The organism is Bradyrhizobium sp. ISRA464, assembly GCF_029910095.1.
Taxonomy (GTDB): Bacteria; Pseudomonadota; Alphaproteobacteria; order Rhizobiales; family Xanthobacteraceae; genus Bradyrhizobium.
The window spans coordinates 4,721,273-4,741,868 of record NZ_CP094526.1 but is presented as its reverse complement, the minus strand read 5'-3'; the positions used below and the strand labels follow the sequence as shown (position 1 = coordinate 4,741,868).

Genomic DNA, 20,596 nt, shown 5'->3' with positions numbered 1-20,596 from the left:
AAGTTAGATCATGTTCATTCCGCCGGAGACGGAGATGGTTTGTCCGGTGATGAATTTGCCGTCGTCGGACGCAAGCATCGCGACGATCCCGCCGTAGTCGTCAGGCTCGCCCATGCGGCGGAGCGGGATGCCTCTGAGCATGGCATCCTTCCATTTCACGGCGTGCTCGCCTTCGCCCAGCACCGCCGCCATCATCGGCGTATTGGTGGGGCCGGGGCAGACGGCATTGAGCAGGACGTTCTTGCGCGCCAGCTCGCGCGCCAGCGACTTGGTGAAGGAAATGAGTCCGCCCTTGCAGGCGGAGTAGACGGCCTCATCGCTGGTGCCAACGCGCGCCGCATCGGATGCGATATTGACGATCCGGCCCCCGCCGCGCTCCGCCATCAACGGTGCAATCGCCTTGTGGGTATTGAGCGGCCCATAGAGGTTGATGCGGATGATCTTGTCCCACAGCTCCCGGTCGGTCTTCAGGAACGGCATCGGCCGATCCCAGCCAGCATTGTTGACCAGGAGCCAGATCGGCCCGAGCTCGGTCTCGACCTTGGCGACCGCGGCGTTGACGGAATCCGCATCGCCCACATCGACGGCATAGGTCTTGATGACGGCCTGCGGTGCGAGCTTTGCGGTCTCTTCGCCGCCTTGCGGATTGATGTCGAAGATCGCGATCTTGCAGCCCTCTTCGGCCAACCGCAGCGTCAATCCTCGTCCGATGCCCTGTCCGCCGCCGGTCACGACGGCAACTTTTCCCGATAGGCCCTTCAACGTCGATCTCCCTTGTGTTTTGTCGTTTCTTTGGCGGCCTTCGATTGGTCGAAGGCGAGGGGGCTATGAGGCCGCCCCGTTCTTCTGGATGTCGTATCCGCGCTGCGAGTACATTTGGCGCGCGATGATCGTCTTCATGATCTCGATCGAGCCGCCGGCAATCTTCACCACGCGCGCGTCGGCATAAGCCTTGGCGATCGGATATTCCCACATATAGCCCCAGCCGCCGAAGAGCTGCAGGCACTCGTCGACGGTCTCGCAGTGCAGCTCGGACGTGAACATCTTGGCCATGGCGGCGTCGACGGGATCGAGCTTCCCTTCCATAAACAGCGCGATGCACTTGTCGGTGAAGACACGCGCGACGGCGGCCTTGGTCCTGAGCTCGGCCAGCTTGAACTGCGTGTTCTGGAAGTCGGCGAGCTTCTGGCCGAAGGCGCTCCTTTCTGAGGTATATTGCAGCGTCCAGTCGATCACGGTCTCGGCAACGGTCGCCGACCGGATGGCCTGTGCCAGACGCTCCTGCGATAGTTTTGTCATCATCTGCGCAAAGCCCCGGCCTTCCGCGCCGAGCATGTTGCTGGCGGGAATGCGGACATTGTCGAAGAACAGCTCGGAGGTATCTTGCGCCCTCATGCCGAGCTTTTCCAGATTTCGGCCGCGCTTGAAACCGGGCCGGTTGCTCTCGACGATGAACAGGGTCACGCCCTTCGCGCCGGCCTGGCCGTCGGTCTTGGTCGCGAGCACGATGAAGTCACAAAGCTGGCCGTTGGAGATGAAGACCTTCTGGCCGTTGATGACGAAGTCGTCGCCGTCGCGCGCAGCGCGGGTGCGGATCGCCTTGAGGTCACTGCCGGCGTGAGGTTCCGTCATGCCCAGCGAGCCGATGGCTTCGCCGGATACCATCTTGGGCAGCCATTTGCGCTTCTGAGCCTCGCTTCCGAAGGACAGAAGGTAGGTGGCGACCAGGTCGGTGTGGATGAGAAAGCCGGGACCGCTGGCGCCGGCCCGCCAGAGCTCTTCGAACACGACGACATCGAAAAGGTAGTCGAGGCCCATGCCGCCATATTCCTCGGGCACGGTGCAGCAAAGCAGGCCGGCCGCGCCGGCTTTCAACCATAAATCTCGCGGGACGATGCCGTCCTCTTCCCACTGGGCGTGAAAGGGCACGATTTCGCGCTCGACGAAGCGGCGGACCGTCTGCCGGAAAATCTCGTGTTCCTCGCGGAAGATCGTGCGTTCGATCATTGTCAAAGTGCTTCCTGTCTGATTTAGTTTGCTAGTGTACAGTATTTGGTTTGGGCATACAACCCGAAAAGACAAACATGCAAGTGCAATCGTACACCAATGAACGGTAACCGAAAGGGAGAGGGAACGATGACCGTCGGGCCGGAGCTGAAGCAGTTTCGCATCGAAGTGTCGGAGCAGCGCGTCCTGCACCTCATCTTCGACATGCCGGGACGATCGATGAACGTGTTCTCGAATGCGGCAATCGAGGAGCTTGGCCGGTTTGCGGACTGGCTCAGGCAAAGCGATGTGGCGGGCGTCGTCATCCGTTCCGGCAAATCGTCCGCCTTCTGCGCAGGTGCGGATCTGGCCGAGCTGGAAACGGCCTACGACATGATCATGGCGGCGCCGTCCGGCGAGCGCGATCGTCTTGCGTTCGATCATTTCTTTCGATTGAGCCATGGTCTGCGCAAGCTCGAGACGGCCGGCAAGCCGGTCGCGGTGGCAATCGCCGGCCTCGCCCTGGGCGGCGGCTGCGAATTTGCACTGGCGGCGCATCACCGGGTGATTGTCGACCACCCGCAAGCAACGTTCGGCTTGCCGGAATCACTCGTTGGATTGCTGCCAGGGGGCGGCGGAACCCAACGATTGCCGCGGCTGATCGGGATGGAGGCGGCGCTACCCGTGTTGCTCGAAGGTGCGCGGCTCGCCGGGCAGGCGGCCATCGCAGCCGGACTTGCGCATGATGTGGTAGCGCCAGGCGAGGAAGTCGCTGCCGCCGAGCGCTGGGTGCTGTCGCGACCGCAGGCCACGCAGCCCTGGGATCGGCCGAATTGGCGGGCCCCGGATGCGGAGCGCGTGAGCGCGACCATCGGAGAGAAACGAAGCAAGATGCTGGCCGAGACGCTCGGTCACTATCCGGCTCTCTCCGCCATTCTCGACTGCGTCGAGCACGGGCTCCCGCAGGACTTCGATACGGCCATCCGGACGGAGATGCAGATCTTCGCAAAGCTGATCCGGCGGCGGGAACCGCGCAACATGATTAGGACATTGTTCCTTGGCCGGCTCGATCATGAGCGGCTGAAGAAGAAGGGCATGAACCCCAAGATCACCGAAGCCGTGGCTTCCGTCTCGAACGTGCTCGGCGTCCTGTCGGAGCGTGGCAAGGAGCTGTCGGAGGCATTTGCGCGAGCAGGCTTCCGGGTCGAGCAGACGCGCAAGGTCGAGTTCGATGGACGTGTCGCGGGCGCCGTCTATTGGCATGACGACGAGCCGAGGACCTGGGGCAAGGAGCTGCTACGCGCGCGGCTGGCGGATGCCGAGGTCGCTGCCGCGGGCTGGCGATCCCAACTTGATGAGTCCGAGCGGCGCGCTGCGGACTATGTCCTGGTCACGCAGGCGGGCTTTCCCGCCTATCTCGGCGGCCTCTTTGCGGCGAAGCTGAACTAGTCGGCGCCTCAGGAAGGAGAAATAGTCGTGTCCAGACCTCTTGAAGGTATCAAGGTTCTCGATCTGTCGAAGGTGCTCGCAGGCCCGCTGTGCGCGCAATATCTTGGTGATCTCGGCGCCGAGGTGATCAAGGTCGAAGCTGTAGGGCAGGGGGATGAGACGCGGGGGTGGCCGCCGTTTCCTGCGCCCGGGCTAGGCACGGTGTTTCTGAGTGCCAATCGCAACAAGCGCAGCATGCGATCAACATGAAGTCCGACAAGGGGCGCAAGCTCGTGCACGAGCTCGCCAAGTCCGCCGATGTCGCGATCGAAAGCTTCGGTACGGGCGTTGCCGAGCGGTTGGGAATCGATGCCGCGAGCCTGTGCGCGCTGAACGATCGATTGGTCCATTGCAGCATCTCCGGCTTTGGCCGGACGGGTCCTCTCAGGAATTCGCCCGGCTATGATGTGATCTTGCAGGCGTTCAGCGGCATCATGTCCATGACTGGCGACGAGGGCGGCGGCTATATCCGCAGCCCGATTTCACCGATCGACCAGATGACCGGCGTTCATGCTTTCAGCGGCATACTTGCGAGCCTGTTTGCGCGAGAGAAGTCGGGCAGGGGAGCGGCGATCCAGGTGTCGCTGTTCGACACGGCTCTGGGGCTTCTCGGCTACAATCTCCAGACGTTCTGGGAGCGGGGAACGCAGCCGGCCAAGTGTGGCTCGAGCCATGAGTCCCTATGCCCGTATCAAGCCTTCGAGGCCGCGGACGGACCGATCATGATCGGCGTGGCCAACGACAACCTTTGGCGCAAGTTCTGCGCAGTCGCGGGCCTGAACGGGATCGTGGATGACCCGAAATTCAGAACCAACGCCGATCGGGTCAAGCACCGTGGCGAAACATTGCGCCACGTCCAGGCGGTGATCGCGACCAAGACCGTCGAGCATTGGAACGCAGCGCTGAACGAGGTCGGCATTCCCTGCTCGCCGATCAATACGCTGGCGCAACTTCTCGACCATCCGCATACAAAGGCCGACAAGCTCATCATGCAATATGATCATCCTGCAGCGGGGCGGCTGAATTGCGTCGGCCATCCCGTGACGTTTGTCGGAGAAGAGCGCAGCCCCGGCCTGCCGCCGCCGACTCTCGGGCAGCACACAGACGACGTGCTGAAGGACATGGGTCTTTCCGCCGCGAGCATCGCCGAGCTGCGCCGCGAGGAGATCGTGAGCTGATAACGGCGCGTGCCGGAAGCTACATCCGCGAGCGAAGATGCCGGTCGTTGTGCCCTCTCCCCTTGTGGGAGAGGGCAGCGAGAGCTGCGCAACAAGCTCCTTGGGTGAGGGGTTGGCTCCGCATCGAAAATCCCTACGCGGAGACAAACCCCTCATCCGGCGCTTCGCGCCACCTTCTCCCACAAGGGGAGAAGGGAAGAAGTCGGGCCGGCGTGAAGAACGGCAGCGGCGCGCCATCCGTCGGCTTGAACACCACCTTCACCTTCTGGCCGATCTTCAGCGTCGTGAGATCGCAATCGACGAAATTGGTCTGGAGCGACGGACCCTCCTTCAGCGTGACGTAGCCGATCGCATAAGGCCCGGTCGGCGACTTCCGCATCAGGCTGTAGGTGTTGTAGATCGTGCCCTCGCCCGAAGACTCCTCCCACACCGTCTTGTCGGAGAAGCAGAACGGACAGATCGCGCGCGGGAAGTAGTGCGCTTCGCCACAGGCGGTGCAGCGCTTGATCAGGAACCTTCCCGCCTTCGCGGCCTCCCAGAACGGCGTGGTCTCGGGATTGGTCGTCGGGGCCGGATATTTTTTCGCTTCACTCATCACACGCGCTCCAGAATGGCCGTCGAGGCGGCGTGGCGGACGCCAAGCAGGCCGCCGGTGCCGTGGGCGATGGCGAGATCGCAGTTCTTGACCTGCACCTTCGGATGCGCCTCGCCGCGCAACTGCCTGACGGCCTCGATGATCTTGGTCATGCCGCCGCGGTTGACGGGATGGTTGCTGCACAGGCCACCACCGTCGGTGTTGAACGGCAGCCTGCCGACACCGGAGATCAGGTTGCCATCGGCGACGAACTTGCCGCCCTCGCCCTTCTTGCAGAAGCCGAGGTCCTCGAGCTGCATCAACACCGTGATGGTGAAGCTGTCATAGATCGAGGCGTATTTGATGTCCTTCGGCGTGATGCCGGCCTCCTCGAAGGCGCGCGGGCCGGACCAGACGCCGGCGGAGTAAGTGAGATCGAGATCCTTACCGCCACGGGGACCCTTCATTGCCTCACCATGGCCGATCAGGCGCACTAAAGGCTTCTTCAGGCTCTTGGCGATCTCTGGCGTGGTCACGATCAGCGCGCCGCCGCCGTCCGTGACGACGCAGCAGTCGAGCCTGTGCAGCGGATCGGAAATCATTGGCGAGTTAACGACATCCTCGACGGTGACGACGTCTTTCAGCATCGCATGCGGATTGTATTGCGCGTGATGCGAGGCAGCGACCTTGATCCAGGCGAGCTGCTCGCTTGTGGTGCCATAGTCGTGCATGTGGCGCATGGCGCACATGCCGTAGGCGTTGTGGGTGGTTGCGCCATAGGCGGTCTCGAAATCGGCCTCGGCGCCCGGGGCACGCACCTGCGCGGGACCGGTGCGCGGCTTGCCCGCAAGCGTGATGAGCGCAATCGAACATTTTCCGGCCGCGATCGCCTCGGCCGCGTGCCCGAGATGGATGATGTAGGAGCAGCCGCCGGTATCCGTGCCGTCGACGTGACGTACCTTCAACCCGAGATAATCGACCATCGGCCAGGCGCCGCCCGGCGCATCGCCGGAGAAGAAGTAGCCGTCGATGTCGTCCTTGGTAAGCCCGGCATCCTCGATTGCGCCCTTGGCGACCTCGGCATGGAGTTGTGCGGTGGATTTGTCCGGCGCGTGCCGAGTTGGGTGCTCATAGATCCCGGCTATGTATGCCTTACCTTTGATGGTCAACGAAGGTCTCCGTTCGCTTTGTTCTGCCGTTTGCGTCTGCCCGGCGTACCCGGCAGGCCATCGCCACCGCTACTCGTCGAGCAGCTTCCAGGACGTCTTGTCGAAGATGGCCATGCGCAAGGAGCGGTAGGGGGCATAGTTCTCCTTGGAATTGGTGAGCTCGATTCCCGGAAGGAGCATGCCGACACGCTCCTTGTTGAAGCTTGTCGCCTGCGCGAGCAGGTTCTCGCGGGTCAGATTGTCACCGCATCGCTGCAGGCCTTTTGCGATGGCCTGCGCATTGATGTAGCCGGACAGCGCAATGAAGTCGTTCGGGCTGTCGTTCGGGGCCCATTTCTTCATGAAGGCGACGTAGTCCTTCACCTCTGCATCCTCAGCCCAGGCGGGATCGTTGGCCTGCTTGGCGAATTGGGTCGTATAGGCGCCCTGGACGTTGTCGAGCCCGGCAGGCGTCAGCACGCCCTGGATCGAGTTGACGGGGCTGGCCAGGAACTGCACCGGCTTCCAGTTTATCTCGCTCGCCTTCTTGATCCCCTGGGCCGCAAATTTCGGCGTCGTGAAATAGACCAGCGTATCGGCGCCCGCGGCCTTGAGCTTGAGGATCTCGGAATCGATCGTCGGATAGCTGAGCTCGTAGGAGGCTTCCGCCACGATCTTCGCCTGACCATCAGAGCCCAAGCCGGCCTTGAGGCCGGTAAGGTAGTCCTTGCCGTAGTCGTCGTTCTGGTAGAGCACGGCGATCCTGGCATTCGGCATCTTCTTGAGAATGAACTTGCCGAAGGTGGCGCCCTCCATCTCGAACGGCGGGTAGAACGGCACAGTCCATGGGAAGCTCCGCGGGTCGTTGAAGCGGCGGCCGCCGGCCGAGATGAAGACCTGGGGCACCTTGTTCTGGTTGAGATATTTTTGAACGGCCACGTTGGGCACGGTGCCCACGGTCCCGACCTCGGCCAGAACGCCGTCGTCATCGATCAGCTTGCGGGTCTGTTCGATGGCCTTGGGCGGGCTGAACGCGTTGTCGAGGGAGATCAGGTTGACTTTCCTGCCGTTGATTCCACCCGCCTCATTCAGCATCTGGAAATAGCCGGTCATCACGCGGCCATAGCTCGAGAAGGCCGATGCCGGCCCGCTATAGGGGACGGTCTGGCCGATCTTGATCTCGGTGTCGGTAACACCTGGGCCATATTGCTTTTCGGCGGCGCCGGCCTCGAATGCCGCGCCGGATAGGAACAGGATCGAAGCGCTGACCAAAATCGAAGTTCTCATGCCGGCTCCCATATCGCTTTCTTGTTTTACATGCGACGAGCAGTACACTATAGTACGATATCTTGGAAGTCGAAAATGCGGATTGTGCCAGTCGCTGCGCCCCTCGGAATGCATCGCGCTGCAACTAGGAGACCGCCGGCTGGCGATCCGCATTTCGGCGCGACCTTCGCCTTGACGTCACCGCGATTGTGGTTCAGATAGTACGTAAGCGTACGAAATGTCGGGCGCGCGTCGCAAGCTGTGCGACCGCTCGCCGGCGAAGGGAGGGAACATGGCTGCCTCGGGCGCAACGGCACTGGCCGCGCTGAAGATTGGCGGGCGCGTCGCCTTCGAACGTCTGATGCGGCCGAAGGCCCGCCGCGCGGAGGATGTTCCGTGCTCGCCCGGGGCCGTCACGCCGGAGTGGCTGACCGCCGTGCTCTGTCAAAGAAGTCCCGGCGCTGTCGTCACCGACGTCGTGGTGAAGCCTGCGAGCGCCGGGACGCACGAACGCCACCAGTTGATCGTCAGGTACAACGACGCGGGCCAGCGCGCAGGCTTGCCGCGGTCGATGTTCACGAAGTCGCTGCCGAGCGTCGTCACACGCATGATCGGCGGCTTCAATGGCACCGCGCGGGTCGAGGGCCGCTTCTACATGCAGCTGCGGCCGCAGCTTGAGATCGAGGCGCCGATCGGCTATCACGCGGCGTTCGATCGCCAGACCTACGCCTCGATTCTTCTCCTGGAGGACATGGTCGCAACCAAATCGGCGACCTTTTGCAACTACAAGACCTACGTTGACCGCGAGATGGCTGAGGACATGGTCGATGTTCTCGCCGCGCTGCATGCGCGCTTCTACGGCGTTAGCGAGCTTTCGGCACGGTATCCGTGGGTTGCCAGCTATCCGCGCTGGTTCACCATCGGCGCGGAAAAGATGAGCCTCGAGCACTACACCCGAAAGGCGTTCGATGCTGCCGCGCATGTCATCCCGAAGAGCGTGCTCGCGCAGCGTGACGCGGTCTGGCCGGCCGCTGTGCAAGCGCTTGCTGTCCACGACAACGAGCCGCAGGGACTGATCCATTCCGACGTGCATATCGGCAATTGGTACCGCACGGGGGCGGGGAAGATGGGCCTATGCGATTGGCAGTGCCTTGCCCGCGGTCACTGGTCGCGGGACTTTTCCTATGCCGTGACGGCGGCGCTGACACCGGACGACCGCCGCAACTGGGAGAAGGACCTGCTCCGTCGCTATCTCGACCGGTTCGCCGCATTGACGGGGACCAGGCCAGACTTCGACCGAAGTTTCCTCAACTATCGGCAGCAGATGGTGCATGCGCTCCTGATGTGGACGATTACGTTGTGCCATTCGCCTTTGTTGCCGGCCATGCAGTCGGAGGCGACGACGCTCGCGATGATCGAGCGAATCTCGACGGCGATGGCCGATCTGGATTCGTTGCGCAGCTGATCGGCGTCGACGAAAGGGGACCGGCGGCCCATCAGGCCGCCGTTAGCCGGCATTCGCCGCGATCGATCACCATAGTGTGCCGCTCCGGCGCCCACGCCCTGAACCTGATGACATCGCCTTCCTCAAACATGTCAATCCGGATCGTGTCGCCGGGAAATGCGGGCGCGACAAATCGTGCTGCCATCGCGTCAATCAGCTCGGGACGACCGGAAGCGTAACGCTTCAAGATGGCGCGGCAGGCGAGGCCCAGCGTGTTCAGGCCGTGCGAGATCGGGCGGTCAAAGCCGGCCTCGCGAGCCACCGCCGGGTCGGCGTGGATTGGCATGTAGTCGCGGCTGACAAGGCGATACAGCAAGGCGGCCTGGTGCGGCGTTCGATAGGCGATGCTGGCGCTGGGTTTCCCGTCGCTACCAATCGGCGCAATCGCGGCGGGCGGCAAACCGTAGTTGCCGCAGCCGCCGTCGCCGCGCAGGAATTCCGTCGCCCGAAGGGTTGCCAGTCGCTCGCCGCTGGCGGCGTCGAACAGCTCGGTATCGAAATAGAGGAGGGCGCCGCGCGTCCGTCCCTTGTCTTCGACCGCGCTGACACGGTGCTCGGCGCGAATGGATGCGCTGACCGGAAGCGGGCGATGCAGCGTGAGGCGCTGCTCGCCATGCAGGGCCTTGGTCCAGGCAATCCCCGTTTTGGGCTCGGCGATCCACAGCGGCGGCCAGCCGAGCGTCACGCTCATGCTGGGCACGGCGCGTTGATCGCGGCCTTCGTACACATAGGCCAATTCGTCCTCGTCCAGCGGATCGTCGCCCATGCCAAGGCCGAGCGCGTAGAGGGCGGAATCGCGCCAATCGTAGGTTTGGTGGATCGGCGCGAAGCGCCGGGCGACGACATGATCAAGGTCCATAGGGGGCTCCGGTAATGCTCGCGCGCCTCTGACGAGGCGCCGCTGTGCACGAGATGCCGCAGCGAGGGGTCCCGATTTGGATTTGCGGTGAACACTAGTATATGATAAACCAGTGTACTAATCGAGCGTCGAACTCGAGGTCGTCCGACAGGACGGGGAAATGCTGAAGGCTGGTGCCGGGCGCGATTGAAATCCGCTGCGGACACCGAGCAATGGCGGGAGGGCCCTTTGCGAGGTCAAGCGCGCAGACTGGCGGCGCATCGAACGGTCGCATGCCGTCGCGGAATGCACCCAGGCAGGAGATCGCTGCCGTGATCGCGCTGCTGATCGCGAATTCGCTGGCACTCGCCTCTCTGCTGATCATGCTGTCGAGCGGGCTCGCCTTGATCTACGGCCTGCGCGACGTCATCAATTTCGGCCACGGCGCGATCTACATGCTCGGCGCCTATCTCGGCTACACGATTGCCCTTGTCGGCGGATTCTGGCTGGCGCTGCTGCTCGTTCCGATCCTGCTGGCGCTTCTCGGAATAGCGTTCGAGTATCTGGCGCTGCGGCCGTTGCAGCGACGCTCGCACATCGAAGTGGCGCTGGTCACCTTGGGCCTGGGCATCATCCTCGGCCAGATCATCATCTACATCTACGGCGGCGAGGCGCGCAGCGTCGATGCGCCAAAAATCCTTTCCGGCTCCGTGACCATCCTGCACTTGTCCTATCCGGTCTATCGCCTCTTCCTGATCGTGATGGGGCTCGGCTCCTGCGCGCTGCTCGCCTTGTGGCTTCGGTGGACGTCGTCGGGACTGTATGTGCGCGCGGTCAGTCAGGATCCGTCGGTCGCGCGCATGATGGGTATCAATGCCGACCGCCTGAGTCTGCTCGTGACCAGCCTCAGCACGGCCTTCGCGGGCATCGCCGGCGTATTGGCCGGGCCTTATCTGTCGGTCGATCCGGGAATGGACGTCGTGATGATCGTGAACTGCCTGATCATCGTGGTGATCGGCGGCACCGGCAGCATCGGCGGCGCAATCATCGCGGCCCTGCTGTTCGGCTTCGTTCAGGTGGCGGGATCGGTGTTTCTGCCCAATCTCGCGGCGCTCGTGCCCTACATCCTGCTGATGGTTGTGCTGCTGATCGCGCCGGGCGGGATCGGACGCGGGAGGGTTATGAGTTGAGCAACGGCACGATGACTGACGACCTGCATGCATCTGCGACGGCGACGGTCGGCGGCCCGTTGTCGCGGCTCTCGCTCGCCATTGTCGTCGGACTGATCGGGCTTGGCGCAGGTGCGGTCGTTCCGACCTATCTCGCCAGCGATTTCGTGCTTCGGCTTGGCAGCGAAGGCCTCCTGCTGGGCTTGCTCGCGCTCAGCGTTGCCTTCCTGATGAACCAGGCCGGACTGGTGGCGCTCGGCTCGGCCAGTATCTATGGCGGCGCCGGATATCTGTTTGCGATCGGCATGAGCGATTGGGGCTTGACGCCGACAGCGGCGCTATGCGTCGCGTTCCTGATCCTTCTCGCCTATGCCGCCATGCTCGGCGCATTGATCGTCCGGACCAATCCGCTCGCCTTCATGATGCTGACGCTCGCCGCCGGCGAGATGATCAGTCATGCCGTTCTGCTTGAGGGATTGCGCGACTATACCGGAGGCGCAGACGGACTGGTTGTTCGGACCAACGGAACTGTCCTCGGCATCGACGCGGTTCGCTTTGCTGATCCGGCGCAATTCTGGTCGCTTGCCTGGGGTGTGACCGTCCTGGTCGGACTGGCATTCTGGGCCATCGCACGTTCCCGTCTCGGCGCGGTGCTTCGCGCCATCAGGGAGAACGAGGAGCGCATGCGCTTCTCGGGCTTCAATACCTTCCTGCCAAGGCTGATCGGATATGTGCTCGTCAATATCGTGGCTGCGATCGCCGGCTTCCTGCATGTGCTCAATGCCGGTTTCGTTTCGCCGGAGAGCCTAGGGCTGTTCGTCAGCACCAATACCCTGGTCGCCGCGCTGATCGGTGGCATCTCCGGTTCGCTCGGCCCGATTCTCGGCGGGCTGATCTTCTCCTTTGCGCAGGACGAGTTTGGCGCGCGCGGGCTCACGCAGCTTCTGACCGGTGTTGCGATCGTCGTATTCATTGTCGTGTTCCCGCGTGGTGTCGTCGGCGGGCTGTCGGGCCTGTCGAAGCGGCTCGGCTGGCGGCGGGAGGCATCCTGACATGCTCGCGATCGAAAAACTGTCGGTGAGCTATGGCTCGGTGCGGGCTTTGACCGATGTCGATCTCGAGATCCGCGGCGATGGCCTGCTTCACGGCATCATTGGTCCGAATGGCGCAGGCAAGTCCACGTTGCTTGATGCGATCTGCGGCCGCCGGCGTCCGACCTCCGGGCGAGTTCGGTATTGCGGCGAGGATATCACGCGGCGTTCGATCAGCTGGCGTCGTCGGCAAGGCATGGCGCGATCGTTCCAGCGCACCAGTATCTTCCAGGATCTGACCGTGCACGAGCAGCTTCAACTCGTTGCGCAACATCTCGGCGACGACAGGGTGGACGACGTCATCGAGGTCATGGATCTCGGCGGCTATCTCGACCAGAAAGCCGGGCGCATCGCCTATGGTGTGCAGCGGCGGGTCGACGTAGCGCTCGCCCTGATCGGGCGTCCGCGTCTTCTCTTGATGGACGAGCCGGGCGCCGGTCTGTCGGCCACGGAGACGTTGCGCCTGTTGGAGCATGTGCGCGATCTCGTCCGCGAGCGCAGGATCGCGGCCGTCGTGGTCGAGCACGACGTCGACGCGGTGTTCGCCTGCTGCGGCATGGTCACCGTGCTCGATCTCGGACGGCACCTTGCCACGGGGACGCCTGAAGCCATCCGTGCCGACCATCGCGTCATCGCGGCGTATCTGGGGACCGCGGCATGAGCGCGTTGCGGATCCAATCGCTGTTCGCCGGCTATGGCGCTTCGACCGTGCTGCGCGGCATCGACCTGACGGTCGAAGAGGGCGAGTCGGTGGCCCTGGTCGGTCGCAACGGCGCCGGCAAGTCGACGCTGCTGCTCTCCGTCTTTCGCGAGACGAATATCCTGTCCGGCGAGATCTGGGTCAGCGATCGCCGGATCGATGCCCTGCCAGGCTATACGGCTGCCAAGCTCGGTGTGGCGATCGCACCGCAAGGACGACGCGTCCTGCCGAACCTTACCGTCAAGGAGAACCTGCTGCTGGGTCGATCGACCGCCAGGGCAGGGTACTGGACGCTGAAGGCCATCTACGAGCTGTTCCCGGTGCTCGAGGAGCGCGCCGACCGGCTGGGCACGATGCTGAGCGGCGGCCAGCAACAGATGCTGGCGATCGGTCGTGCCTTGATGGCCAATCCGAGCCTCATTCTGCTCGATGAGCCCTCGGAAGGCCTTTCACCTGTTCTGATCGACGGGCTGGTCGACACGCTCAACAAAATCCGTGGCGCTGGAACCGGCGTGCTCGTGGTCGAGCAGCACCTCAGTCTCGTCAAGCGTGCCACCGATCGGTTCGTCATTCTAGCAAAGGGCGAGGTTGTCGGTTCGGGCGCGATCGGCGCCATTGGCAAGCCCGAGAACCAGGCGCTCATGGCGCTCTAGCGCAACATCGGGATAAACGGAGGAGGGAGGAAAATGAAAAAATCATCCATGCGGCTGGCTTTCGGCGCGCTGCGCGCGGCAACCATCGGCGCAACGATGGCTGTTGCCGTCGCGACCGCAGTCTTGGCCGAGGACACGGTCAAGATCGGCGTTCTCCTGATCGATAGCGGACCGCTCGCCGGCCTGAAGGACACCCAGGTCAAGGCCGTCAACCTCGCGATCGAGCAGATCAACGCCGCCGGTGGCGCGGCGGGCAGGAAACTCGAGGCGACCTTCATCTCCTATCCCGGCACGCCCGATACGGCAGTGGACGGCGCCACCCGAGCCGTCCAGAAGGACGGTGCAACGTTCATCACCGGCATGGACACATCCGCTGTGACGCCAGCGCTGCAGGCCAAGCTTCCGGCGCTGAAAGCTTTGATGCTGGAGGTGATGGCCAATGCCGATGGGCTGACAGGAAAGAACTGCTCGCCGAACTACTTTCGGGTCAATGCCAACGACTCCATGATCATGGGGACTTTCAGGGAATTCCTGAAAGATCAGGGCATCAAGAAATGGGACATCATCGCGGTCGACTATGCCGCCGGACGTGACTCCGCGGACAAGTTCAAGGCGCTGGTGACCTCGCAGGGCGGAACGATCGGAAAAACCCTGTTCTCGCCAAACGGGACGCCGGATTTCGGTGCCAAGATTTCGGAGTTGGGTGCGGACCCGGCCGACGGCCTGTTCGTGACGATCTTCGGCAGCGACGCGATCAACCTCGCCAAGCAGCAGCAGCAGTTCGGGCTATTCAAGAAGTACAAGATGGTGCTGGGCAACTCCTTCGTAATCCCGCAGACACTGCCGGCGCAGGGCGAGGCCGTGCTCGGCGTCTATCAGAATATCGGTTTCGTGGCCGGCTTCCCCGGCGCGCAGGCCGAAGCCTTCGTGAAGGCGTACAAGGAGAAATACAACGGCGAGCTTCCGCCCTACACCAGCGCCGATCAATACGCTGCCATTCAGCTGATTGCCGCCGGGCTTCAGAAAGCGAACTCGACCGACATCAACGCGGTTCGCGCTGCTCTGTCCGGCCTTAAAGCCGAAACGGTCCTCGGCGATGTCGAGATCCGTGCAGGTGACCATCAGACTGCGCGGCGGATGGCGATCAGCCAGATCGTGATGGGTCCGGAGGGGAAGCCGGCTTACCAGATCAAGAAGATCGAGCCGGGACTGGACATCATCCCGCCCGTCGATCCCGCCTGCAAGATGTGACGCACTGACGCTGTCGATCTCATGTCGCTCGTGGAGCCGAGACCTATGCCACGAGCGACACCTTGCCAAACTGTGCCCCGGAGGCGAGACGAGCAAGGGCCGCAGGAGCGTCTGCCATCCTGAACGATGAGTCGATCACCGGCCGGACCAGGCCGCGATTGAACACATCGAGCAACTGGCGGAACTCCGCGATGCTGCCACCCGTCGAGCCATAGATCTCGAGCTGGCGGATGAAGACCCGCTGCAGATCCGCCGGTGGGTTCGAGCCAGTCGTGGCACCGCAGGTGACCAGCCGGCCGCCACGGCGCAAGGAACGCAGCGATTCACCCCAGCTGGCTTCGCCGACGCTGTCGATCACCATGTCGACACCGCCGCCGCTGATCTGCTGGATGGCGGCCGACACCTTGTCACTCCGATAGTTGACGCCGCCATCCGCTCCCATCGCAACGGCCCTGGCGATCTTCGCGTCGCTGGAGGAGGTGACGAAGACGCGGGCGCCCACGAGCTTTGCAAGTTGAAGGCAGGCCACCGCGACGCCGCCACCGATGCCGACGATCATGACGCTTTCGCCGGGCTGCAAGGCGCGCTTGCCGAACAGCATCCGCCAGGCCGTGAGATGGCCGGTCATCAGGGCGCCCGCCGCCACCAGATCAGCATCATCGGGCAGGGGAAAGAAGCAACTGCTGGGCATCGCGATGTAGTCGGCGAAGCCGCCGTTGCGATGCTCGCCCATGATCTTGACGTTCTCGCATAGCGGCTGGTCGCCGGCCAGGCAGTATCGGCACTTGCCGCAAAACGCCTCGGAGAAGAGCACCGCCTTCATGCCCGGCTTCAAGCCGCTGCCGGGCGCGGCCTCGACGATCTCCCCAGCGGCCTCGACCCCCATCACCTGCGGCAACGTGTGGGTGATGCCGCCGCCATTGTCGCGCATGTAGAGATCGACGCGATTGACCGAGGACGCGGCGACCTTGAGCACGGACTCGCCCGCAGCCGGTGCCGGGTCGGGGAAATCGCGCCAGGCCACGCCGTCCAGTCCGCGTCGTTCCAGCACTGCCGCCTTCATGGTCGCCTCCCTGCTTCCGGTCGCACCGACAAACTAATGCACTAGCTCACGAAACATCGAGCGTCGTGCGCCGCGATCGACCGAGTTTGCCGCCTAATTTAGTGTTGCAGTTCACTTCAAATATAATACACTAGCGAACTAACATGCCGTCAAGTGCATCGATCAATCGTCATGGAGGCAACGTCATGAGCGAGAACCGGTTCGATCCCGTGGCGCATGCGCGCGCGATGCGTGCCAGCGGTTTCTGGGTCGACAAGAGTTTTGACGAGTTCCTGCAGCAGACGATCGCCGCCACGCCAAACAAGCTCGCGTTGATGGCGGATCGCGCCGATCGTGACGCGCCGAAGCGCCTGACTTACGCAGAGCTGGGTGACATGATTTCGCGTGCGGCGGCGGCGCTGCGTCGTCTTGGCATCGGCCCAGGGGATGTCGTGTCGGTCCAGTTGCCGAACTGGTGGGAATTCGCGGTGATTGCACTGGCGGCGTTCCGGGTCGGCGCGGTCGTCAATCCCCTGATGCCGATCTTTCGCGAGCACGAGCTCAGCTACATGCTCGGCTTTGCCGAGACAAAGCTGCTGGTCGTGCCAAAACTGTTCCGCGGTTTCGATCATGAAACGATGGCACGCTCGCTGCAGCCGGGCCTGCCGAAGCTTGCGCATGTCATCGTCGTCGACGGCGAGGGGCCTGATGGCTTCGAGCAGACCTTGCTGTCCGGCAGCGAGCGTCTCGGCCCGCCGACGGTCGGTGAGATCGGCGCGCTGCCGGCCGACCGGATGGCCGTGCTGATGTTCACGTCGGGAACGACCGGCTCGCCGAAGGGCGTCATGCATTGCCTCAACACGCTGATGGGTTGCTGCATCGGACTTGCCGGGCGCTTCGGCCTCGACGCCGGCGATACCATGCTGGTCTGCTCGCCGCTCGGCCACATGACCGGCTTTGCCGCCGGCATGCTGCTCGGCCTGAAGATCGGTGCGACCGTGATCTTCCAGGACGTCTGGGAGCCGAAGCGCGGCGTCTCGATCATGGCCAAGGAGGGCGTCACCTATTCTGCTGGCGCCGCGACGTTCCTGGCCGACATGTGCGAGGCTGTTGCGGCCGGCGCGGCGAAACCGGCCGAGCTGCGCAAGTTCCTTTGCGCGGGCGCGCCGATCCCGCCGGCGCTGATCGATCGCGCCTATCGGGAGCTCGATCTCAAGGTCTGCTCGCTCTGGGGCATGACCGAGTCGCTCGCGAGCACGCTGACCGAGCCGGAGCGCGCGCTGGAAAAATCCTCCAAGACCGACGGACGTCCGGTCGAAGGCGTCGCGGTGAAGGTCTTGCGCATGGACGGCTCTCCGGCCGCGGTCGGGGAACGCGGTCTCCTCAAGGTCCGCGGCGCGCAGATGTTCCTCGGCTACTACAAGCGGGAGGACATGGAACCGTTTGACGCCGACGGTTGGTTCGACACCGGCGACATGGCCTATATGGACGACGAGGGCTACATCCGCATCGACGGCCGCATCAAGGACATCATCATTCGCGGCGGGGAAAACGTCCCCGTCTTAGACATCGAAAATCTGATGTTCAAACTTCCCGCTGTGCTGTCCGTGGCGATCGTTGGCTATCCGGATCCACGGCTCGGAGAGCGGGCTTGCGCCTTCGTCGTACTGCGTCCCGGCACGGCGCTCGATCTGGCCGGCGTGCAGGCCCACATGGCCGAGCACAAGGTCGCCAAGCAGTATTGGCCCGAGCGTCTTGAAATCGTCGCCGACCTGCCGAAGACGCCGGCCGGCAAGGTGCAGAAATATCAGCTCCGCGAGATTGCCAAGGCGTTCGCCGAGCCGCCCCACAAGGCTAGCGCATGAGCTCGCGTCTCGAGGATCGCGTCTGCGTCGTCACGGGGGCAGCGCGCGGAATCGGCTTTTCCATTGCCGAGCGCTTCGGTCGCGAGGGTCGACGACTGGCCTGTGTCGATATCAGCGCAAAGCGGCTGGAGCCCGCGGTCAACAGGCTGAAGGACATGAGGTTCGAGGCCAAGGGATACGAGGTTGATGTCGGCCGTCGCGATGACGTTCATGCGCTGTTTGCCCGCGTCGAGCGCGAATTCGATGCGCCGGTCGCGGTGCTCGTCAACAATGCCGTGTTTGCGCGCTTCGAGCCGCTGGCGGAGATCGCGGTCGATACGGTGGAGCGGATGTTTGCCGTCGGCGTGCATGGCCTGATCTGGGCGACGCAAGCGGTGGTGCCGCAGATGGAGCGGCGCGGCGGCGGAGCGATCGTGAATGTGAGCTCGGTGTCGGCGTTTCATCCGGCCAAGGATTCCATCGCCTATTCCGCGCTGAAAGCCGGCGTCGTCGGCCTCTCGCGGGCTTCCGCTATCGAGCTCGCCGCTAAGAAGATCCGCGTCAACGTGATCGCGCCGGGCATGATCGGAACGCCGGCCTCGATCGCACAGTTCGACGAGGCAACGGTTGCGGCGCGTCAGGCGGAGATGCCCGCCGGGCGTTTTGGTCAACCCGAGGAGATCGCTTCGCTCGCTGCGTTCCTTGCGAGCGACGATGCCAGCTACATCCAGGGCGCGGTCGTCACCGCCGACGGCGGCTGGACCGTTCCTGCAAAATAGGAGAAGGCGCATGAAGCGGCTCGAAGGCAAGCGCGCGGTCGTCACCGGCGGCGGAGGCGGGATCGGCCGCGCCAGCGCGATTCGCTTCGCGCGCGAAGGTGCATCGGTCCTGGTGGTCGGCCGCGCCGGCAATGCCGAAGAGACCGCGTCGGCGATCCGGGGCGAGGGTGGCATCGCATCAGCCATGATCACGGATGCCGCGGTCGAGGAGAATGTGGCCGCGATCGTATCGCGCTGCGTCTCGGAGTTCGGTGGGCTGGAAATCTTCTTCGCCAATATCGGGGTTACCGGGACCAATACGCCGTTGCTAGAGCAAACGGTGGAGGAATGGTCGGAGGTCTACCGCATCAATACGATCAGCTGCTTCCTCGCCATCAAATATGCAGGGCGCCATATGACCGCGCAGGGCTATGGTTCGATTATCCTGACGTCGTCCGCCGCGTCGCTACGCGCCAATGCAGGCGCGATCTCCTATAGCGCAAGCAAGGCGGCGGTGAACAATCTGGCACAGACGGCGGCGAACGCCTTTTCCGGCACGGGCGTGCGCGTCAATGCGGTGCTGCCGGGGCTCGTCGAGACCCAGCTGACCCGCAAGGTTTTCGAGGACGCCCGCGCACGAGGCATCGAATCCAAGCTCGGCCACGTCACGCCGCTGAAGCGGCCGGGCCGCGCCGAGGAAATCGCGGCCGCCGCGGCGTTCCTGGCAAGTGACGACTCCTCATATGTCGACGGCCAGTTGCTGTCTGTCGACGGCGGTGTCAGCAGCACCCATCCCTACGGCCGGATCGCGCTCTAGCCGATCGGGCGGCCCAACAAGAACAGAGACAGGAGAGGCGCCGTGGATTTCGAACTCCCGAAGGAGATCACCGACAAGCTCGCCGAGCTTGACGCGTTTATCGAGGCGGAGATCAAGCCGCTCGAACGGGACAATATCAAGTTCTTCGATCACCGCCGTGAGAACGCGCGAACCGACTGGGACAATGACGGCCGACCCCGCGATGAATGGCGGGCGCTGATCGGCGAGATGGAGCGCCGCGCCGACAAGGCGGGGCATCTGCGCTACGGCCTGCCGAAATCATGCGGCGGGCAGGGCGCCTCGAATCTGGCGATCGCCTCGATCCGAGAGCATCTGGCGGCCAAGGGGCTGGGTCTGCACAACGACTTGCAGGATGAGTCGTCGATCGTCGGCAATTTTCCGATCATTCCGGCGCTGGCCGACTATGGGACCGAGGAGCAGAAGACCTATATCGAAGGCATCATCACGGGCAAGAAACATCTGTCGTTCGGCCTGACCGAGCCGGGGCACGGCAGCGACGCGACTTGGCTCGAGACCACCGGTGTGCGCGACGGAAACCATTGGGTCATCAATGGCCGCAAGCGATGGAACAGCCAGGTCGCGCGCGCGCATGCCAATCTGGTGTTCGCCCGCACCTCGGGCAAGCCGGGCGAGGCCAAGGGCATTACCGCCTTCGTCGTGCCGACCGACACGCCCGGCCATAACGTGCTCTACAACCACTGGACCTTCAACATGCCGAGCGATCACGCGGAAACGGAGCTCGTCAATGTGCGCGTGCCCGAAAGTGCGATCCTGCACAGGGAAGGCGAGGGGCTCGTCGTCGCGCAACGCTTTGTGCATGAGAACCGCATCCGTCAGGCCGCGGCCAGCGCCGGCGCGGCGCGCTATTGCATCCAGGAGGCGGTCAAATACGCCAAATCGCGCGTCGCGTTCGGCGAACCGCTCGCCAAGAAGCAGGCCGTTCAGTTTCCGCTCGTCGAGCTCTGGGCGGACTATCAGATGCTGCGCAACTTCATCTTCCGCACGGCGTGGCAGATGGATCGCCAGAACCCGCTGACAATCAGCGATATGGTCTCGATCTGTAACTTCCGTGCCAACCGGTTGTGCTGCGAGGCCGCGGACCGTGCGATGCAGGTGCATGGCGGCATGGGCTACAGCCGCGCCATGCCTTTCGAGCACATCTATCGGCACCACCGCCGTTACCGCATCACGGAGGGAACGGAGGAGGTGCAGATGCGGCGCGTGGCGCAGTATCTGTTCGGCTTCAGCGGCAAGAGCGCGAGCTGATT

At 63.5% G+C, this 20,596-nt stretch carries 19 protein-coding genes and 1 pseudogene; 13 read left to right on the top strand and 7 right to left on the bottom strand.

From position 1 onward, the window contains the following. Nucleotides 1-3: 3 nt before the first annotated feature. Together MTX19_RS22390 and MTX19_RS22385 are read right to left on the bottom strand one after the other, a co-directional pair. On the bottom strand, nt 4-762 hold the full coding sequence (locus MTX19_RS22390; RefSeq protein ID WP_280979334.1) for an SDR family oxidoreductase: 759 nt from the start codon (nt 760-762) through the stop codon (nt 4-6). Nucleotides 763-825: 63 nt separating this feature from the next. Next, nucleotides 826-2,007 carry an acyl-CoA dehydrogenase family protein gene (locus MTX19_RS22385; protein WP_280979333.1) on the bottom strand — a complete coding sequence of 394 codons (1,182 nt, stop codon included), beginning with the start codon at nt 2,005-2,007 and terminating at the stop codon, nt 826-828. 129 nt (nt 2,008-2,136) lie between these two features. Between MTX19_RS22385 and MTX19_RS22380 the strand changes: the two genes are divergently transcribed. The 3 genes from MTX19_RS22380 to MTX19_RS22370 are packed head-to-tail and all read left to right on the top strand — an operon-like array spanning nt 2,137 to nt 4,652. Beyond that, the gene (locus MTX19_RS22380; protein WP_280979332.1) at nt 2,137-3,435 is read left to right on the top strand and encodes an enoyl-CoA hydratase-related protein; all 1,299 of its coding nucleotides are present in this window, start codon (nt 2,137-2,139) and stop codon (nt 3,433-3,435) included. A 27-nt stretch (nt 3,436-3,462) separates the two neighbouring features. Further along, the gene (locus MTX19_RS22375) at nt 3,463-3,684 is read left to right on the top strand and encodes a CoA transferase (protein ID WP_280979331.1); all 222 of its coding nucleotides are present in this window, start codon (nt 3,463-3,465) and stop codon (nt 3,682-3,684) included. Continuing rightward, nucleotides 3,681-4,652: a CoA transferase gene (locus MTX19_RS22370; RefSeq protein WP_280979330.1), complete on the top strand. Its 972-nt coding sequence runs from the start codon at nt 3,681-3,683 to the stop codon at nt 4,650-4,652. The genes MTX19_RS22375 and MTX19_RS22370 overlap by 4 nt, the downstream gene beginning before the upstream one ends. Before the next feature lie 205 nt (nt 4,653-4,857). On the opposite strand, the pseudogene MTX19_RS22365 reads toward MTX19_RS22370, so the two are convergent. The 3 genes and pseudogenes from MTX19_RS22365 to MTX19_RS22355 all read right to left on the bottom strand — a co-directional run. After that, nucleotides 4,858-5,247, bottom strand: a pseudogene (locus MTX19_RS22365) (OB-fold domain-containing protein); the annotation flags it as partial. Further along, entirely contained in the window at nt 5,247-6,395 is a 1,149-nt protein-coding gene (locus MTX19_RS22360) for a thiolase domain-containing protein (RefSeq protein WP_280979329.1), read from the bottom strand. The pseudogene MTX19_RS22365 and the gene MTX19_RS22360, both read right to left, overlap by 1 nt. Nucleotides 6,396-6,464: 69 nt before the next feature. Continuing rightward, on the bottom strand, nt 6,465-7,661 hold the full coding sequence (locus MTX19_RS22355; RefSeq protein WP_280985470.1) for an ABC transporter substrate-binding protein: 1,197 nt from the start codon (nt 7,659-7,661) through the stop codon (nt 6,465-6,467). A gap of 271 nt (nt 7,662-7,932) precedes the next feature. Between MTX19_RS22355 and MTX19_RS22350 the strand changes: the two genes are divergently transcribed. Then, complete coding sequence (locus tag MTX19_RS22350) at nt 7,933-9,105, top strand: aminoglycoside phosphotransferase family protein (RefSeq protein WP_280979328.1); 1,173 nt, start codon at nt 7,933-7,935, stop codon at nt 9,103-9,105. Between the two features lie 31 nt (nt 9,106-9,136). On the opposite strand, the gene MTX19_RS22345 is transcribed toward MTX19_RS22350, so the two are convergent. After that, nucleotides 9,137-10,003 carry a MaoC/PaaZ C-terminal domain-containing protein gene (locus MTX19_RS22345; RefSeq protein ID WP_280979327.1) on the bottom strand — a complete coding sequence of 289 codons (867 nt, stop codon included), beginning with the start codon at nt 10,001-10,003 and terminating at the stop codon, nt 9,137-9,139. A gap of 272 nt (nt 10,004-10,275) precedes the next feature. Between MTX19_RS22345 and MTX19_RS22340 the strand changes: the two genes are divergently transcribed. Genes MTX19_RS22340 through MTX19_RS22320 form a run of 5 tightly spaced genes read left to right on the top strand, consistent with a single transcriptional unit; the run spans nt 10,276 to nt 14,846 of the window. After that, nucleotides 10,276-11,172: a branched-chain amino acid ABC transporter permease gene (locus tag MTX19_RS22340; RefSeq protein WP_280979326.1), complete on the top strand. Its 897-nt coding sequence runs from the start codon at nt 10,276-10,278 to the stop codon at nt 11,170-11,172. Beyond that, nucleotides 11,169-12,203, top strand: coding sequence for a branched-chain amino acid ABC transporter permease (locus tag MTX19_RS22335; protein ID WP_280979325.1), 1,035 nt, complete (start codon nt 11,169-11,171; stop codon nt 12,201-12,203). The genes MTX19_RS22340 and MTX19_RS22335 overlap by 4 nt, the downstream gene beginning before the upstream one ends. A gap of 1 nt (nt 12,204) precedes the next feature. Beyond that, nucleotides 12,205-12,903 (top strand): ATP-binding cassette domain-containing protein, encoded by a 699-nt coding sequence (locus tag MTX19_RS22330; RefSeq protein ID WP_280979324.1) that lies wholly within the window; start codon nt 12,205-12,207, stop codon nt 12,901-12,903. Between the two features lie 47 nt (nt 12,904-12,950). After that, nucleotides 12,951-13,595: an ABC transporter ATP-binding protein gene (locus MTX19_RS22325; protein WP_280979323.1), complete on the top strand. Its 645-nt coding sequence runs from the start codon at nt 12,951-12,953 to the stop codon at nt 13,593-13,595. Between the two features lie 33 nt (nt 13,596-13,628). Further along, a complete protein-coding gene (locus MTX19_RS22320) occupies nt 13,629-14,846 on the top strand; it encodes an ABC transporter substrate-binding protein (RefSeq protein WP_280979322.1) in 1,218 nt (405 codons plus the stop codon). Between the two features lie 43 nt (nt 14,847-14,889). Here MTX19_RS22320 and MTX19_RS22315 read toward each other — a convergent pair whose 3' ends face one another. After that, nucleotides 14,890-15,909: a zinc-binding dehydrogenase gene (locus MTX19_RS22315; RefSeq protein WP_280979321.1), complete on the bottom strand. Its 1,020-nt coding sequence runs from the start codon at nt 15,907-15,909 to the stop codon at nt 14,890-14,892. 185 nt (nt 15,910-16,094) lie between these two features. On the opposite strand from MTX19_RS22315, the gene MTX19_RS22310 reads away from it, so the two are divergent. From MTX19_RS22310 to MTX19_RS22295, 4 genes are read left to right on the top strand one after another with little or no spacing between them, the layout of a single operon-like run. After that, nucleotides 16,095-17,753: an AMP-binding protein gene (locus MTX19_RS22310; RefSeq protein ID WP_280979320.1), complete on the top strand. Its 1,659-nt coding sequence runs from the start codon at nt 16,095-16,097 to the stop codon at nt 17,751-17,753. Further along, nucleotides 17,750-18,511: an SDR family oxidoreductase gene (locus MTX19_RS22305; RefSeq protein ID WP_280979319.1), complete on the top strand. Its 762-nt coding sequence runs from the start codon at nt 17,750-17,752 to the stop codon at nt 18,509-18,511. Before MTX19_RS22310 ends, MTX19_RS22305 begins: the two co-directional genes overlap by 4 nt. 10 nt (nt 18,512-18,521) lie before the next feature. Further along, nucleotides 18,522-19,307, top strand: a complete 786-nt coding sequence (locus MTX19_RS22300; RefSeq protein ID WP_280979318.1) for an SDR family NAD(P)-dependent oxidoreductase — start codon at nt 18,522-18,524, stop codon at nt 19,305-19,307. A 42-nt stretch (nt 19,308-19,349) separates the two neighbouring features. Then, nucleotides 19,350-20,594 (top strand): acyl-CoA dehydrogenase family protein, encoded by a 1,245-nt coding sequence (locus MTX19_RS22295; RefSeq protein WP_280979317.1) that lies wholly within the window; start codon nt 19,350-19,352, stop codon nt 20,592-20,594. Nucleotides 20,595-20,596 lie beyond the last annotated feature (2 nt).